General features: G+C 63.0%; 12 protein-coding genes. 7 read left to right on the plus strand and 5 right to left on the minus strand.

Annotated elements, in window-relative coordinates; all coding sequences use genetic code 11:
• From AC3A5N_RS08205 to ggt (AC3A5N_RS08220), 4 genes are read left to right on the plus strand one after another with little or no spacing between them, the layout of a single operon-like run.
• On the plus strand, nucleotides 1-1,599 hold the full coding sequence (locus tag AC3A5N_RS08205; RefSeq protein WP_487736833.1) for an N-acyl-D-amino-acid deacylase family protein: 1,599 nt from the start codon (nucleotides 1-3) through the stop codon (nucleotides 1,597-1,599).
• On the plus strand, nucleotides 1,596-2,852 hold the full coding sequence (locus AC3A5N_RS08210) for a dicarboxylate/amino acid:cation symporter (RefSeq protein WP_487736834.1): 1,257 nt from the start codon (nucleotides 1,596-1,598) through the stop codon (nucleotides 2,850-2,852). The genes AC3A5N_RS08205 and AC3A5N_RS08210 overlap by 4 nt, the downstream gene beginning before the upstream one ends.
• A 13-nt stretch (nucleotides 2,853-2,865) precedes the next feature.
• Nucleotides 2,866-3,276 carry a VOC family protein gene (locus tag AC3A5N_RS08215; RefSeq protein WP_487736835.1) on the plus strand — a complete coding sequence of 137 codons (411 nt, stop codon included), beginning with the start codon at nucleotides 2,866-2,868 and terminating at the stop codon, nucleotides 3,274-3,276.
• 13 nt (nucleotides 3,277-3,289) lie between these two features.
• A complete protein-coding gene (gene ggt / locus AC3A5N_RS08220) occupies nucleotides 3,290-5,035 on the plus strand; it encodes a gamma-glutamyltransferase (protein ID WP_487736836.1) in 1,746 nt (581 codons plus the stop codon).
• A gap of 18 nt (nucleotides 5,036-5,053) precedes the next feature.
• Here ggt (AC3A5N_RS08220) and AC3A5N_RS08225 read toward each other — a convergent pair whose 3' ends face one another.
• The 3 genes from AC3A5N_RS08225 to ggt (AC3A5N_RS08235) are packed head-to-tail and all read right to left on the minus strand — an operon-like array spanning nucleotide 5,054 to nucleotide 8,414.
• Nucleotides 5,054-5,422: a RidA family protein gene (locus AC3A5N_RS08225; RefSeq protein WP_487736837.1), complete on the minus strand. Its 369-nt coding sequence runs from the start codon at nucleotides 5,420-5,422 to the stop codon at nucleotides 5,054-5,056.
• Nucleotides 5,419-6,666 carry an FAD-dependent oxidoreductase gene (locus tag AC3A5N_RS08230; protein WP_487736838.1) on the minus strand — a complete coding sequence of 416 codons (1,248 nt, stop codon included), beginning with the start codon at nucleotides 6,664-6,666 and terminating at the stop codon, nucleotides 5,419-5,421. Before AC3A5N_RS08230 ends, AC3A5N_RS08225 begins: the two co-directional genes overlap by 4 nt.
• Nucleotides 6,663-8,414, minus strand: coding sequence for a gamma-glutamyltransferase (ggt, locus tag AC3A5N_RS08235; protein ID WP_487736839.1), 1,752 nt, complete (start codon nucleotides 8,412-8,414; stop codon nucleotides 6,663-6,665). Before ggt (AC3A5N_RS08235) ends, AC3A5N_RS08230 begins: the two co-directional genes overlap by 4 nt.
• A gap of 509 nt (nucleotides 8,415-8,923) precedes the next feature.
• Here ggt (AC3A5N_RS08235) and AC3A5N_RS08240 point away from each other — a divergent pair.
• Nucleotides 8,924-10,021: a serine hydrolase domain-containing protein gene (locus AC3A5N_RS08240; RefSeq protein WP_487736840.1), complete on the plus strand. Its 1,098-nt coding sequence runs from the start codon at nucleotides 8,924-8,926 to the stop codon at nucleotides 10,019-10,021.
• A 466-nt stretch (nucleotides 10,022-10,487) separates the two neighbouring features.
• Here AC3A5N_RS08240 and AC3A5N_RS08245 read toward each other — a convergent pair whose 3' ends face one another.
• Nucleotides 10,488-11,213 carry an IS110 family RNA-guided transposase gene (locus tag AC3A5N_RS08245; protein WP_487736841.1) on the minus strand — a complete coding sequence of 242 codons (726 nt, stop codon included), beginning with the start codon at nucleotides 11,211-11,213 and terminating at the stop codon, nucleotides 10,488-10,490.
• 10 nt (nucleotides 11,214-11,223) lie between these two features.
• The gene (locus AC3A5N_RS08250) at nucleotides 11,224-11,523 is read right to left on the minus strand and encodes a hypothetical protein (protein WP_487736842.1); all 300 of its coding nucleotides are present in this window, start codon (nucleotides 11,521-11,523) and stop codon (nucleotides 11,224-11,226) included.
• A gap of 375 nt (nucleotides 11,524-11,898) precedes the next feature.
• Between AC3A5N_RS08250 and AC3A5N_RS08255 the strand changes: the two genes are divergently transcribed.
• Together AC3A5N_RS08255 and AC3A5N_RS08260 are read left to right on the plus strand one after the other, a co-directional pair.
• Entirely contained in the window at nucleotides 11,899-12,459 is a 561-nt protein-coding gene (locus AC3A5N_RS08255; RefSeq protein WP_487736843.1) for an RNA polymerase sigma factor, read from the plus strand.
• Complete coding sequence (locus AC3A5N_RS08260) at nucleotides 12,449-13,426, plus strand: FecR family protein (protein ID WP_487736844.1); 978 nt, start codon at nucleotides 12,449-12,451, stop codon at nucleotides 13,424-13,426. Before AC3A5N_RS08255 ends, AC3A5N_RS08260 begins: the two co-directional genes overlap by 11 nt.
• Nucleotides 13,427-13,456 lie beyond the last annotated feature (30 nt).

Raw genomic sequence — 13,456 nt, forward strand, 5'->3', positions numbered from 1 at the left:
ATGAAGACTCGGCGCAAGATTGCGAGCCGCCTTGCGGTAGCGTTGCTCGCGGCCCCTCTAGGCGAAGCGGTAGCGGAACCGCCGCTGGCCGATCTACTCATTGTCGATGGCGAAGTTCATGACGGGACTGGTGCGGCGGGCAGGACAGCCGACATCGCGATACGTGGCGACCGCATCGTCTACGTCGGGCCTGACGGCGAGACCGCGGTGCGTGCGGCCCACACGATCGATGCGTCGGGGTTGCTGGTCATGCCCGGCTTCATCGATCCGCACACGCACGCCGGTGGAGACCTCCTGTCCGACGATCCGAAACGACGGGGGAACCTTGCCTATCTGTACCAGGGTGTAACGACCGTGGTGATTGGCAACGATGGCGGCGGCCCCCCCGACATCGCGGAGACGGCCACAAGGCTCGAGGTAGCAGGGGTCGGTACCAATGTGGGGCTGATGGTCGGCTTCGGGCCTGTGAGGGAGGAAGTGCTCGGCGAAGCCGACCGCGCACCGACGGTGGACGAGCTCGCAACGATGCAGCGACGGGTGGGCGGCGCCATTTGTGAGGGTGCGTTGGGGTTCTCCACGGGATTGCATTATGCGCCGCAGTCTTTTGCCCAGACCGAAGAAATCGTTGCCTTGGCTCACGAGGCGGGCAAGCGCGGCGCGATTTACGACAGTCATCTCCGCGACGAGAGCAGCTATTCGGCCGGTCTCAAGGCGTCCGTTACGGAAGCGATCGCAATCGGCCGCGAGGCCGGCACACCGGTCCACATTGCGCACATCAAGGCGCTCGGCCCGGACGTGTGGGGATTGAGCGATGAGATCATCGACATGGTGGAACGGGCGCGAGAACGCGGGCAACCGGTGACAGCGGACCAGTACCCTTGGCGCGCCTCGGGCACGCGGATCAGCAATGCACTCGTTCCGCGCTGGGCGCTCGATGGCGGAATGCTGGGGTTGCGTGCGCGATTCGATGATCCGGAGATGGCCGCTCGCCTGAACGTCGAGATGGCGGAGAACCTGCGCCGCCGCGGGGGCGCCGAGACGCTTCTGGTCACGCGCGGGCTCGGCGACGCTGCCCGATGGGATGGAATGACGCTGGCCGAGATCGCCGCAGCGACGGGATCCGGGCCGATCGAGGCCGCCATCATGATCTTGCGGCACTCCGATGCGCGGGTCGCCTCGTTCAATATGAAGGCTTCGGATATCGATGCGTTCGCAGTCCAGCCCTGGGTCATGACCGGCTCCGACGGCAGCACCGGCCATCCACGCAAGTATGCGACATATCCCAAGGCCTACCGCGATCTCGTCGCATCAGGAAAGCTCGATTTGCCCGCGTTCGTCCGGCGAAGCAGCGGCCTGGTGGCCGACACGCTCGGCTTGACCAACCGCGGCTATCTCGAAGCGGGTGCGTTCGCCGACGTCGTCGTCATTGATGCGGGGCAGTTCGTGCCGCGGGCAGGGTATGCCGATCCAGAGGAGCTCTCGGAAGGCGTTCTTCACCTCATCATCAACGGCAGCTTGGCCATCGAGAACGGCCGGCCTACGGACGTGCGCTCCGGGCGCGCCCTGCTGCGCCAACCTCCACCAGGAACCTGCCCATGATCCGTTCGCTCGCTCGCCGCTGGTTTGCCATCGTCCTGTGGAAGCGGATTCTGGCGGCTCTGGTGCTCGGCGCCCTCGCCGGGCTTGTGCTCGGGCAAGCAGCGGAGCAGATCAAGTGGATCGGCGATCTTTTCATCCGGATGATCCGGATGCTGATCGTTCCCCTTGTTTTCGTCACGCTCGTTGCCGGCGTCACGGCCATGAAGGACCCGAAGCGCCTCGGCTCGATCGGTGGAAAGGCGATCGCGCTCTATCTTGGTACAACCTTCTTCGCCATCGTGATCGGCATCATTCTCGCCCTCATTTTTCAGCCAGGCGAGGGAATCGACCTCAGCGGGGCTGAGGCGATGACAGTAGGCGAACCCGGCTCGCTCGCGGATCGCCTGCTCGGCATCGTTCCTGAAAATCCATTCGCCGCATTCGCCGAAGGCAACGTGCTGGCAGTGATCTTCTTCGCGATCATGGTCGGGGCGGGGCTGATTCTGGCGGCCGAGCGCGGCAAGCCGCTCGCCGATCTATTCGATGCAGGTTCGGAAACCATGCTCAAGGTCACCGGCATCGTGATGGAGGTCGCTCCCTTCGGAGTTTTCGCGCTCGTTGCCTGGGTAATGGGCACGGTGGGCCCAGGCACGTTTCTCAACGTCTTTCTGCTCGCTGTGGCAGTTTATCTCGGCTGCTTTCTGCAGATGCTGCTAGTCCACGGGGCGATCGTGAAGTTCTTCGCAAGGCTCCCCGTGCTGCCATTCTTCCGCGGCGTACGAGAGCCGCAGCTGGTCGCCTATTCGACCTCATCGAGCTCAGCGACGTTGCCGGCCAGCCTCTCGGCCGCCGAGCACAACCTCGGCATTCAGCCGCCGGTTGCTTCCTCGGTCTTGCCGCTTGGTGCAACGGTCAACATGGACGGAACGGCGCTCTACGTCGCTATGATCTCCCTCTTCGCTGCCCAGGCCTTCGGCGTCCCTCTCGATGTCTTCGATTACCTGTTGATCGGTCTGACGACCACACTCGTCTCCGTTGGTACGGCGTCGGTCCCTTCGGCGTCGCTGTTTCTGATGGCAGCCGTGCTCGACGTCATTGGCATGAGCGCGGCGCAGACGGCGATCGTAGTCGGCTTCATCCTGCCGTTCGACCGCATTCTGGACATGATGCGCACGGTGGCGAACGTTACCGGCGATCTCGCGGTCGCGACGGTGGTAGCCACTTGGGAAGGCGAGATCGACCGGGAAACCTACATGGCCCTACCCACGGAATAAGGAGGCACTGAGCATGCAGCCGTTCCATCTCGCATTTCCGACCACCGATCTCGCCGCCACACGCGCCTTCATGGTCGAGGCGATCGACGCCAGCGTCGGGCGCGAAGCCAGCCGCTGGGTCGATTTCGACCTGTTCGGCCACCAGGTTACCGCACACCTCGTCGATGCTGGCGAGGGCACACCGACCAACCCGGTCGACGGCCATGCCGTGCCGGCGTTCCATTTCGGTGTGGTGCTCGAATGGGACGAATGGGAGAACCTCGCCCGGCGCTTGCGTGATCGCGGGGTCGAGTTCCTGATCGAGCCCTACGTGCGCTTTGCCGGCAAGCCCGGCGAGCAAGGCACCTTCTTTGTCCGTGAGCCGGCCGGCACCGCGCTGGAGTTCAAGACCTTCCGGGACATGGCCCAACTCTTCGCAACCTGAGGGGAGACATCCGATGAAACGCCTTGCCACCGCCGTCGCGTCGATCGCTCTGTGCCTGTCCCCCATGGCGCACGCCCCGCTCGCGGGACAGCAACAACTCCTCGACTACGATACGATCCACCACCCGGTCGTCGACGACGAGGCGATGGTGGTAAGCCAAAACCAGCTGGCAAGCCGGATCGGTGCGCAGATCATTGCCGAGGGTGGAAATGCTGTTGACGCGGCGGTGGCGACCGGATTCGCGCTCGCGGTGACCCTGCCGCGCGCCGGCAATCTCGGCGGCGGCGGGTTCATGCTCGTCTACCTTGCGAACGAGAACCGCACCGTCGCGATCGACTATCGCTCGGCGGCGCCGGCGACGGCCGAGGCCAAGCTGTTCCTCGATCGCAAGGGCCGTCGCAAGGACAACGCCGACTATGGCCACATGGCGGCCGCCGTTCCGGGGACCGTCGCCGGCTTGAAGCTCGCACACGAGCGGTGGGGGTCGCTGCCGTGGGAAAGGGTCGTGCGCCCGGCGGTCGAGATCGCCCGCGACGGGATCGTGGTGACTCGCGACCTGTCCGAGGCGCTGCGCTGGGGCCGGAAGCGACTGGAGATCTCTGATGCGGCGATGGCGACGTTCTTCAAGCCCGACGGCTCACCTTACGTGTTCGGCGAGAAACTCCGGCAGCCGGAGCTTGCCTGGACGCTCGAACGCATTGCCACCGCGGGCGCCGACGATTTCTACCGCGGCGAGGTCGCGAAGCGGATCGTTGCGGACATGGAAGCACAAGGCGGCCTGATCGCGGCAAGTGACCTTGCCGCCTACGAAGCCAAGTTACGCGAGCCCATCGCGACCGACTATCGCGGCCTGCAGGTGGTGACGATGCCGCCGGCCAGTTCGGGCGGCGTCGCATTGCTCGAGATGCTCAACATGCTTGAGCGATTCAACTTGCGCGAGATGGGACACAACAGCGCCTCGACCGTGCACATCCTATCGGAGACAATGAAGCTCGCCTACGCCGATCGCCGAAAGTCGATGGGCGACCCCGATTTCGTGCAGAACCCCGTCTCAACACTCATTTCGAAAGCCTATGCTCAGGAGCGAGCTAGGCTGATCTCGCGCGAACGCAGTACTCCGCCCGAGATGATCTCGCCTTTCGACCCGTTCGCCGGGGAAAGCCCCGACACCACGCACTTCTCCGTCGTGGACAAGCAGGGCAACGTCGTCTCCAACACCTACACCCTCGGCTCGTCGTTCGGGTCCGGTGCGCTGGTGGAAGGCGCGGGCTTCTTGCTCGACAACCAGATCAAGAATTTCTCACTGCGGGTGAACGTACCCGGCGCGACCTTCTCGAACAGCGAGATGAACAAGATCGAGCCGGGCAAGCGGATGCTTTCGAGCATGACCCCCACGATCGTGTTCCGCGAGGGCAAACCATACATGGTGGTTGGATCACCTGGCGGCAGCACGATCATCAACACGGTGCTGCAGATCATCCTCAACGTCGTGGATCACGACATGAACATTGCCGAGGCGACCTTCGCTCCGCGCCTGCACCAGAACTGGAAGCCCTCGGAGCTCGAGCTGGAGCCTGGCTTCAACATCGATTCCCTGCGTGTCCTGGAATCCCTCGGGCATGAAATCGAGGTGCGCGATACGATCGGCAGCGCCCAAACCATCATGCTCGAAGACGGCAAGATTCTCGGCGCCGCTGATCCGCGCAGGCCCGGCGCCGCCGCGGTTGGCGTGAGCAACCTGCGCGCGTTTGCCGAGTAAATCGGGAGTTGGGTTGCCTTAGACCGCCTGAGGATCGAAGGCCACGGCCTCGATTTCGATGTCAGCCTCGGCGACAAGGCCGGACACGACAGTCGATCTGGTCGGATACGGGGGCGCGAAGAGCTCCGCGTAAACAGCATTCATTCCCGCCATATGTTCGGCCGAAGTCAGCCAAACGGTTGTTTTTACCACGTCACCAAGGTCGAGGCTTTCGGCATGTAGCAAGGACTGCATGTTCGCAATTGCCTGTCTCGTCTGCTCCTCGATCGTGCCGTTGCACATTCCGCCGTGAGGCGTGCGCGGAAGCTGCCCGGACAGAAACAGGAACGCGCCAGCCCGACGCGTCTTGCTCAGCGGAACCGCGGGTTTTGAAGCATCTGTGCTCATAGTTCTTCCTTCGTGGATCGGGACTGGTTCTCCGGAACAAGGAGGCGAGCCAAGCGCTCGGCCGAGCCCATCGCGAGAGTCCAGCCGAGGACGCCATGGCCAAGATTGTAGGCGAGGCGCGGGTGCGGCCTCGCAATTCGCGGCTGTGCATCGGGCGTCATTGGCCGGAGCCCGGCCCAGAATCCATCCGCCTGCTCGAATGCAGCGCCCTGCGGCATTGATTGCCGCGCGCTTGCGAGCAATGTCTCCAGCCTTTTGGGGTCCACCGTCCGGCTTGCGTTGCCGAGTTCCGCAAGACCGGCAACGCGAACTCGCTCACGCAGCCGCGTGAAGACAATGCGTGCGTCGACGTCGGTAATGCTGATCAAAGGGGAAGCGGTTGTTGTCGGAGCCGTGAAAGAGTAACCCTTCATGGGCATAATCGGAAGGGCGACCCCGAACTGGCGCAGCAATTTTCCCCCATCGGCGCCCGAACAGTCGATCGCGATGTCGGCCGCCATTTCCGCGCCGTCAGTGCCCACGGCAACCGCCCGATCTGCATCGATGTGCAGACGTTCGACCGTCTGTCGGAACGCGCACCTCACCCTATAGTGACTGACAAGGAGATCGCGCATCGCACGAGCGAACTGATGCGGATCGCCGACCGCCTCGTCCGGCGAATAGAGCACACCTTTTATGCCTGGTGCCGACCACTCAAGCGCCGGCTCTCTCACCACGGCTTCCGCTGGCGACAGCGCCGCCTGCGTCACGCCGGGCCCCGCCTTCATCGCGGCGACGGCCTGGGCAGCCTCCCAGCTTCTCTGGGACCGGTAGACATGCATTTTTCCGGCCGCGCGGTAGCCGAAGTCGAGCGGATGGAGCTCGATTAGTTCATCCATCGCCGTGCGCGATTCCAGCGCCAGTAGAAGAACGCCGAGCGTATTGCTGCGGAAACGTTTGGGTGTGCAATTCGCCAGAAAGTGGGCAATCCACCTGAGATAGCCGGGATCGAGACGCGCACGCATGCGGAAGGCCGGGACCAATCCGAGCGCCAGCCGGGGCAACTGCGTCAGCAAGCCAGGGCTGGCGAGCGCGTCTGTATAGAGATAGCTGAGCTGTGCCCCGTTTGCGCGCGAAGTCTCCATCGCAGGTTCGTCATGCCGCTCGACCAGCGTCACTTCGATCCCGCGCCGGGCGAGAGCATAGGCAGTCGATACTCCGACGACGCCTGCTCCGACAACGATTGCAGTGGCTGGAGCTCTCATTGCTCGGGCTCCGCCCTGGAAGCTCCAACCGTTCCGTCGCGACGCGGGTCCGCGCCTCCGATGAACCCGCTTTCGCTCGCGAAGATGGCGTGGAGCCCTGATTCTTCACCGCTTCCAGGGCGGACTTCGATACCCCGCGCTGCGAGACTCCGACGAATACAAGGTGAAAGTTTGGCCGCTTCGCCGCGGACGGAATCGCCACGCGCAACGACGTTGGGCAGAGCGATTGCTTCTGGTGGCGAGAGCTTCCAGTCGATCATTCCGACGATCGTCTTGGCGACATAGGCGATGATGGAATTTCCGCCGGGTGAACCCAGTGCGGCTACCACCTCGCCTTCGCGATCAAGCACGATCGTCGGCGACATGGAGGACCGGGGACGCTTTCCGCCGGCCACTGCGTTCGCTGCAGGCCGCCCGTCGTCGTCCACGGGCGAGAAAGCAAAGTCCGTCAATTGGTTGTTGAGGAAGAACCCGGCAGCGGTGCGGCCCGAGCCGAAATAGGATTCGATGGTTGTCGTCATCGAGAGGACGTTTCCTTCGGTGTCGGCAATCACGAAATGGGAAGTGCCCCCCGGTTCACGCGTGGAATCCGTCCCGGGCGCGTCGAGCATGAGTTTGCCTGCCTGTGGCGGCGGCATGGCGATCTCGCCGATCATGGCGCGGCGGCTCGCGAGGTAGGTCGGGTCGAGCATCTCGTCGACCGGCACCTGGACGAAGTTCGGATCCCCAACGTATCGATCCCGATCCACGTAAGCGAGGCGGCTCGCTTCCGCGAACAGGAACCAGGCCTGCGGATCGTCTGGCCCCAGGGCCGCGATCTCCGTGCCTTCGAGAATGCCGAGGATCTGCAAGACCGCGACCCCGCTGGACGGCGGTGGAGGAACGCAGACTAGATAGACTCGGTACGGCCGACACAGCGGCTCGTTGCGCCGGGTGCGATAATCGAGCAGGTCCTCGCGGGTCATTCCCCCGGGTAGGGGCGCTGCGCGGGTGCGAGCGACTAGTGGAGCCGCTATCTCGTCGCTGTTGTAAAAGAACGAAGGGCCGTTCTCCGCAATCAACTGCAACGTCTCGGCATAGGCGGGATTCGCATAGCGATCGCCTTCGCCGAGCAATTCGCCGTCGCTGCCATGGAAAGCTCTGCGAACGTCCTCGGCGCTCGACTGCGGGTGGGGGCCATGGATGTATTTCGCAGTGCGCCCAGTGAGTGGGTAGCCCCGGCGCGCGAGCGTGATCGTGCCTTCGAACGCACTCGCCCAAGGCAATCTGCCATAGTCCGCATGCGCCTGCCCCAGCATCGCCAGCACGCCGGGCACACCGGTAGCGCGTCCACCGAGCATCGCCTCGCCGCGTGGCAGCGGAGTGCCGTCGCGGCCAAGTAGCATATCAGGCGTGGCGCTGGCGGGCGCCTTCTCCCGCCCGTTATAGGCCGACATCTTGCCACTTGCGGCATCATAGTAGAGCAGAAATGCTCCGCCCCCTATACCCGAACTTTGCGGCTCCACGAGGCCGAGCATGCTCTGAACGGCGATTGCGGCATCCATTGCATTGCCGCCCCGAGCAATGACTTCCAGCCCGGCGCGCGTGGCTTCCGGATGTGCGGCGGCGACAACGCCCTCCCTTGGGGCGCCTAGGTGCGGTTCGACACGAACAGATTGTGCGCAGGAGGCTGAGGCGGCCAGAGCGATAGCCAAAATCAGGGGCTGCGCGGGGCGCGCGGACCGGGAAGCAAAATCATGTTTGATCAACGGGGTGCTCGCTTGAGTTCACCCCATCAGTAGCGATCGAGCTTGCCGCAAACCTATGAGAGACCATTCTTCACCCTATAGACGCAGGTTATCGAGCACGGGCGCAGGGATTCGTGAAGCGATCGTGAGCGTCTGCCAGATCAGCCCAGATTGGCAGCACTGCGAGTCGATACGAATCCCATGAAGGATCTTCTCGGCTCGGGCCCGCCAGGAACGGACGCAGCAATCTTGCGGAGTTCCTCGGGCTTGATTCAGCCAGGGAGCGACCAGTTTGTCGGCGGCTCTGGACGGCTATTTCGGTTTCGGCCGAGTGTCAGCTTTCCATATTTATGCCTTAAAGCGGGCGGGCAAAAGACGATCCAAGAACCGACGGTCTGTCGCTGTGAACGAGATGCTTTATTCAAAGCCGGGTTAGGGTTGTCTGAGATAGGGTCATGCTGACAGGGGTTAGTCGGCGGTGGAGGTGCCTTAAGGAACTGGGGCGCACGCTAGGGATTGGGAACCCACTCATGCCAAAAGCTACGTCTTCCAAGAACTCGCCTCATCATTATCGGAGGCTGAAGGCGCTTATCCCCGCCTGTGTTCTTGCGATCGCAGGTTGCGGATCGGCGAACGAGCCGTCCTCCGCTTTGGTGCAGGAAGAGGCCGCCGAGCCGGCCCGCGGACTAAATGCCAAGCGGCTCGAAGCGGCGCTGCAACGCGCCGCCGAATTGCCCAATCTCCGCTCGCTGATTGTGATGCGTGGCGGTAAGGAGTTGGTGGCAGAGCGCTTCAATGGCGGCCCTGACCTCAATGCCACGGTCAATATAAAGTCGGCGTCTAAGTCAGTCATCTCTGCAATGGTTGGCATCGCGATCGAACGCGGTGTGCTCGAGGGTACCGACCAGCCCGTCCTGAGCGAGCTAGCCGGCTACGCACCGGAGAATTATGACCCGCGTCTCCAGCAAGTCACAGTCGGCAATCTCCTGTCGATGCAGGCCGGACTCGAGCGCACATCAGGCGATAATTACGGGCGTTGGGTCTCGAGCCCCAACTGGGTCCGATACGCATTGTCGCGGCCTTTTGTGGAAGAGCCCGGCGGCGCGATGCTGTATTCCACGGGCAGCACACACTTGCTGTCGGCCATGTTGACAGAAGCTTCGGGCCAAACGACTTGGGCGCTGGCACAGCAGTGGCTGGCCGAGCCGCTCGACATCCAGATCCCTCAATGGGAACGCGATCCGCAGGGCATTTATCTCGGCGGCAATCAGATGGCGATGAGCCCGCGAGGCATGGCGCGATTCGGCGAACTATACCGATTGGGCGGGACAATTGACGGCAATCGCGTGGTGTCTGAACGCTGGATCGAGGAAAGCTGGACGCCCGCAACGACCTCGCCCTGGAGCGGGCAAAGCTACGGCTATGGTTGGTTCATAGCCGAGGCTGGTGAACATCCTGTCTATTATTCCTGGGGTTATGGCGGGCAAATGATTTATATTGTGCCTTCACTCGCACTCACAGTGGTGATGACTTCAGGAACCGATATCTCACGGGGTAGTGGACACATAGATGCGCTTTGGAGTCTCCTTGAAGACGGCATTATTCCATCCGCCGAGATCGGAACCTGATTAGGCTCGAGGTCGCTTCAGGGTCGCTGGTTTCTTGATCGAAGGCTTGGTCGCAAATCTCGGACGTCGAACTGAAGGACAGCTTTCTGATAGCTGTGCAGAAAAGCAAACCGTCTGTTTGCGGCCCACTTGCCGACGCCGGCGAGTGCCTGAACGTAGGGCAGCTTTTGGCGAGCTAATCCGAAGCAGGGAATGACCTCTGTGGATGGCTCCCGCGTTGCAAGGGCAAAATGCGATGTGCTGACGCTTAGTCGGGTGCAGACTTCTGTCCGGCCTGTTGATGCAGTCGTGAAGAAGACTGCTGGCCCTGATGGTGTCCGCGAACTGGGTCCCGCACTGCTTTACAGGCTGTATCGCCTTGGTCATTCGCTGGGTTGTCCCGGTTCCCGGTCTGACCGGTTCGCCATCATCTCGCTTTGGTCTCACAACTCCTGAAGCTGGCTTTCGCCGCTATTACGTTCTTCCTCTACGCCGTGAGCGCCGGCACGTGGCGCTCACGATAGACTTCGCCGCGCGCCATGATGGCCCAGACGATCCTCGCTGTTTTGTCTGCCAAAGCCACAGTGACCACCCGCGCAGGCTTGCGTGCCAGCAAAGCGAGAACGTTGGGATCGACCGCCTCCGGTTTTCTTTTCGCGTTCCGCACCACTGCCGTCATGCCGACCACCAGGAGCTTACGAAGATACCTGTCGCCCATCTCTTCGAGATGCGCCCGAGCCGTTCCTTGCCGCCGCTGGACTTCTGAAAGCGGCGTTAGCCCCAGCCATGCCGCGAACTGTCGTCCAGAGCGGAACTGAGATGGATCGCTGACCGACGCTGCGAGCGCCGTCGCTCCGATCGGGCCAATGCCCGGGATCGTCATGAGGCGGGTGGCAACGTCGCTCTTGCGCTGCCACGCGATCAGATCACGTTCGATCTCGCGTACCTGGGCGTGAACATCGAGGGCTTGCTGCGACAGCCGCTCAACGATGCGAAGAGCATCGGACGGCACGTCTGGCGCTTCCCCGTCGACGATCGCACGTGCCTTCTCCAAAGCTCGCTTGATGCTCTGGGGGAGATCGATGCCGAACTCAGCCAAAAGCCCTCGCACCATGTTGATTAGCTGCGTGCGCTGCTTGACGAACAGATCCCGCGTGCGGTGCATCGACAGCGCCGCCTGCTGTTCCTCTGACTTCACCGGCACAAAGCGCATCGTGGGCGCGTCACTCCTCACAGATCGCTTCCGCGTCGGCCGCGTCGGTCTTGCCGCGCTTCACATATGGTGTGACGTAAGCCGGCGGCATCAGCCGAACTTCATGGCCCAGCTTGATCAGCTCCCAAGTCCAGTAATGCGACGTGCCGCAGGCCTCGATGCCGACCAGGCAAGGCGGAAGCTTCTCGAAGAAGGGAAGCATCTGCGAGCGCCGCAATGCCTTGCGAACAACGGCCGTGCCCTGTGCATCTACACCGTGAACCTGGAAAACGTTCTTGGCCAAATTGAGGCCGATCGTGCTAATCTCCATCTGGGTGGCTCCCATTTTGCTCGTGAATACCTGACGGTCTTCACACTTTGGCACCTAGATGCCGTGAGCGGGAGCCATCCACCTCATCTGATTTGTCGGCGAGACCCGCCTCGCATCAGATGTCGTTGCCGATGCGAATATCAGCAGAGTCCATAAGGCACTACTCCTCGCCGGGACAAGTCGATCTCGATCTTTCGATCACTTGGAGTATAGGCCCGCTGATTATAACTCGAGCGTTCCCTGTCCCTTTCTCCTCGGACCGTCCGTCCTCCGCACGAAGCGTCATCAATACGTCATCAAGCGCGGCTTTGGCGGCGGCGCCCGGATTTCTGCCGGATGCACGGTCACATCGAGGAGCGCGAGCGGCGGCGCCGAATGGACGACAAGCGGGACGATGTCGCGGCGTGGGTGGCGAGGGAGATTCTGCCTCACGAGCGCTCCATCCGCCTACGGCTGGCGCGGCGGTGGGGTGGGGCGATCGATGTGGAGGACGTCATTCAGGAGGCTTACTGCCGCGTCGCCGCGCTGCCTTCGGTCCAGCATATCGACAACGGTGCGGCCTATTTCCGCAAGGTCGCGCACCACGTGGCAAGCGACATCGTACGCCATGCCAGAGTGGCCAACCTTCAGACGGTGACGGAAATCGAATGGCAGAACGTCATGGATGATGAGCCTGCGGCGGACCGGACCGTCGCGGCCCGCCAGGAACTCTCCCGCGTGGATGCCATTCTCTCGAAACTTTCCTGGACGGGACGCCGCGTGATCGAGCTTCGGCGATGCGAGGGGCTTTCGCAGAAGGAAACCGCCCGGACGCTGGGCGTGACCGAGAACGTCGTGGAAAACCACATCGTGCGCGGGATCAGGACGGTGTTGAAGGTCATGGCCGAAGAGGATGAGCGTGCCGAGGGGATCGAGGGGGACCGGCTTGGCAAGTGACGAGGCCACAACAGGCCTGCACGAACAGGCGGCCCGCTGGGCGGCCCGCTCGGCCTATGGCGACCTGACCGAACAGGCCGAAGCCGAGCTCCGTGACTGGCTCGCCGCCGACCGCCGCAACCGTGGCGCCTATCTGCGCGCGCGGGCGGGACTGCATGTGCTGGAGGAAGCCGTTTCCAAGGGCCCGCCGACGCTGGCGTCGGACAACGACAACGGGCCGGAGCCGATCGCGCAGCCGCTCGCGCGCTGGGCGGGGCGTCTGGCTGCTGGCGGGCTCGCGGTCGCGGTCTCCGTTGCCGCTTTCGCCATGCTCGGCCTCTCGCTGATGCCGGGCAAAGACATTGCGGCGGCTGGTGAGATCGTGAACCTGAAGGACGGGTCCGTGGTGAGGCTTGGCGACGATGCACAGATCACCGTCGCCATGACCGGGGATGCCCGGACCATCGTTCTCCTGCACGGTGAGGCTACCTTCGATGTGGCTCCCGATCCCGCCCGTCCCTTCGTCGTGCGCTCGGGGGAGGTCTTCGCGCAGGCCACCGGAACCGTCTATACGGTCGGCCGCTCCGGCCTTGCGGGCGGAACTGTGTCAGTCACCGAAGGCAGCGTGCTCGTTTGGGGCCGCGAGGAGAGGGACCAGGCGGTCCTGCTCCATGCGGGCGGGAAGCTGACGCTCGACCCCGGCCCGCCGCCCCCGCTGATGTCGCCGCAAACGTCGCCGCGCGCGCCGCTGCCGGCGCCGGAGGTGGCCCAGATCTCGCTCGACAACGTCACCATCGCCGCCGCAGCGGCACGTTTCAACCGGATCAATCGCGCGCAGATCGTGATCGGCGATCCCGGTATCGGCGAGACCTCGATCATCGGTCTGTTCAATGCGAACGATCCGGCGAAGTTCGCTCGCGCCGCAGCAGAGGTAGCGGGTGCGGAGGCCATCGTTACGAATGAGAGAATTGTAATAAAGAAGAAATAAAATTGACTCGAAGAATTAATATTTAATCAC

The organism is Pelagerythrobacter sp. Soil_C_18 (assembly GCF_057657235.1).

Coding starts and splice junctions, on each gene's coding strand:
- AC3A5N_RS08205 (WP_487736833.1), top strand. CDS start 1: ATGAAGACTCGGCGCAAGATTGCGAGCCGCCTTGCGGTAGCGTTGCTC.
- AC3A5N_RS08210 (WP_487736834.1), top strand. CDS start 1,596: ATGATCCGTTCGCTCGCTCGCCGCTGGTTTGCCATCGTCCTGTGGAAG.
- AC3A5N_RS08215 (WP_487736835.1), top strand. CDS start 2,866: ATGCAGCCGTTCCATCTCGCATTTCCGACCACCGATCTCGCCGCCACA.
- ggt (WP_487736836.1), top strand. CDS start 3,290: ATGAAACGCCTTGCCACCGCCGTCGCGTCGATCGCTCTGTGCCTGTCC.
- AC3A5N_RS08225 (WP_487736837.1), bottom strand. CDS start 5,422: ATGAGCACAGATGCTTCAAAACCCGCGGTTCCGCTGAGCAAGACGCGT.
- AC3A5N_RS08230 (WP_487736838.1), bottom strand. CDS start 6,666: ATGAGAGCTCCAGCCACTGCAATCGTTGTCGGAGCAGGCGTCGTCGGA.
- AC3A5N_RS08240 (WP_487736840.1), top strand. CDS start 8,924: ATGCCAAAAGCTACGTCTTCCAAGAACTCGCCTCATCATTATCGGAGG.
- AC3A5N_RS08245 (WP_487736841.1), bottom strand. CDS start 11,213: ATGCGCTTTGTGCCGGTGAAGTCAGAGGAACAGCAGGCGGCGCTGTCG.
- AC3A5N_RS08250 (WP_487736842.1), bottom strand. CDS start 11,523: ATGGAGATTAGCACGATCGGCCTCAATTTGGCCAAGAACGTTTTCCAG.
- AC3A5N_RS08255 (WP_487736843.1), top strand. CDS start 11,899: ATGGACGACAAGCGGGACGATGTCGCGGCGTGGGTGGCGAGGGAGATT.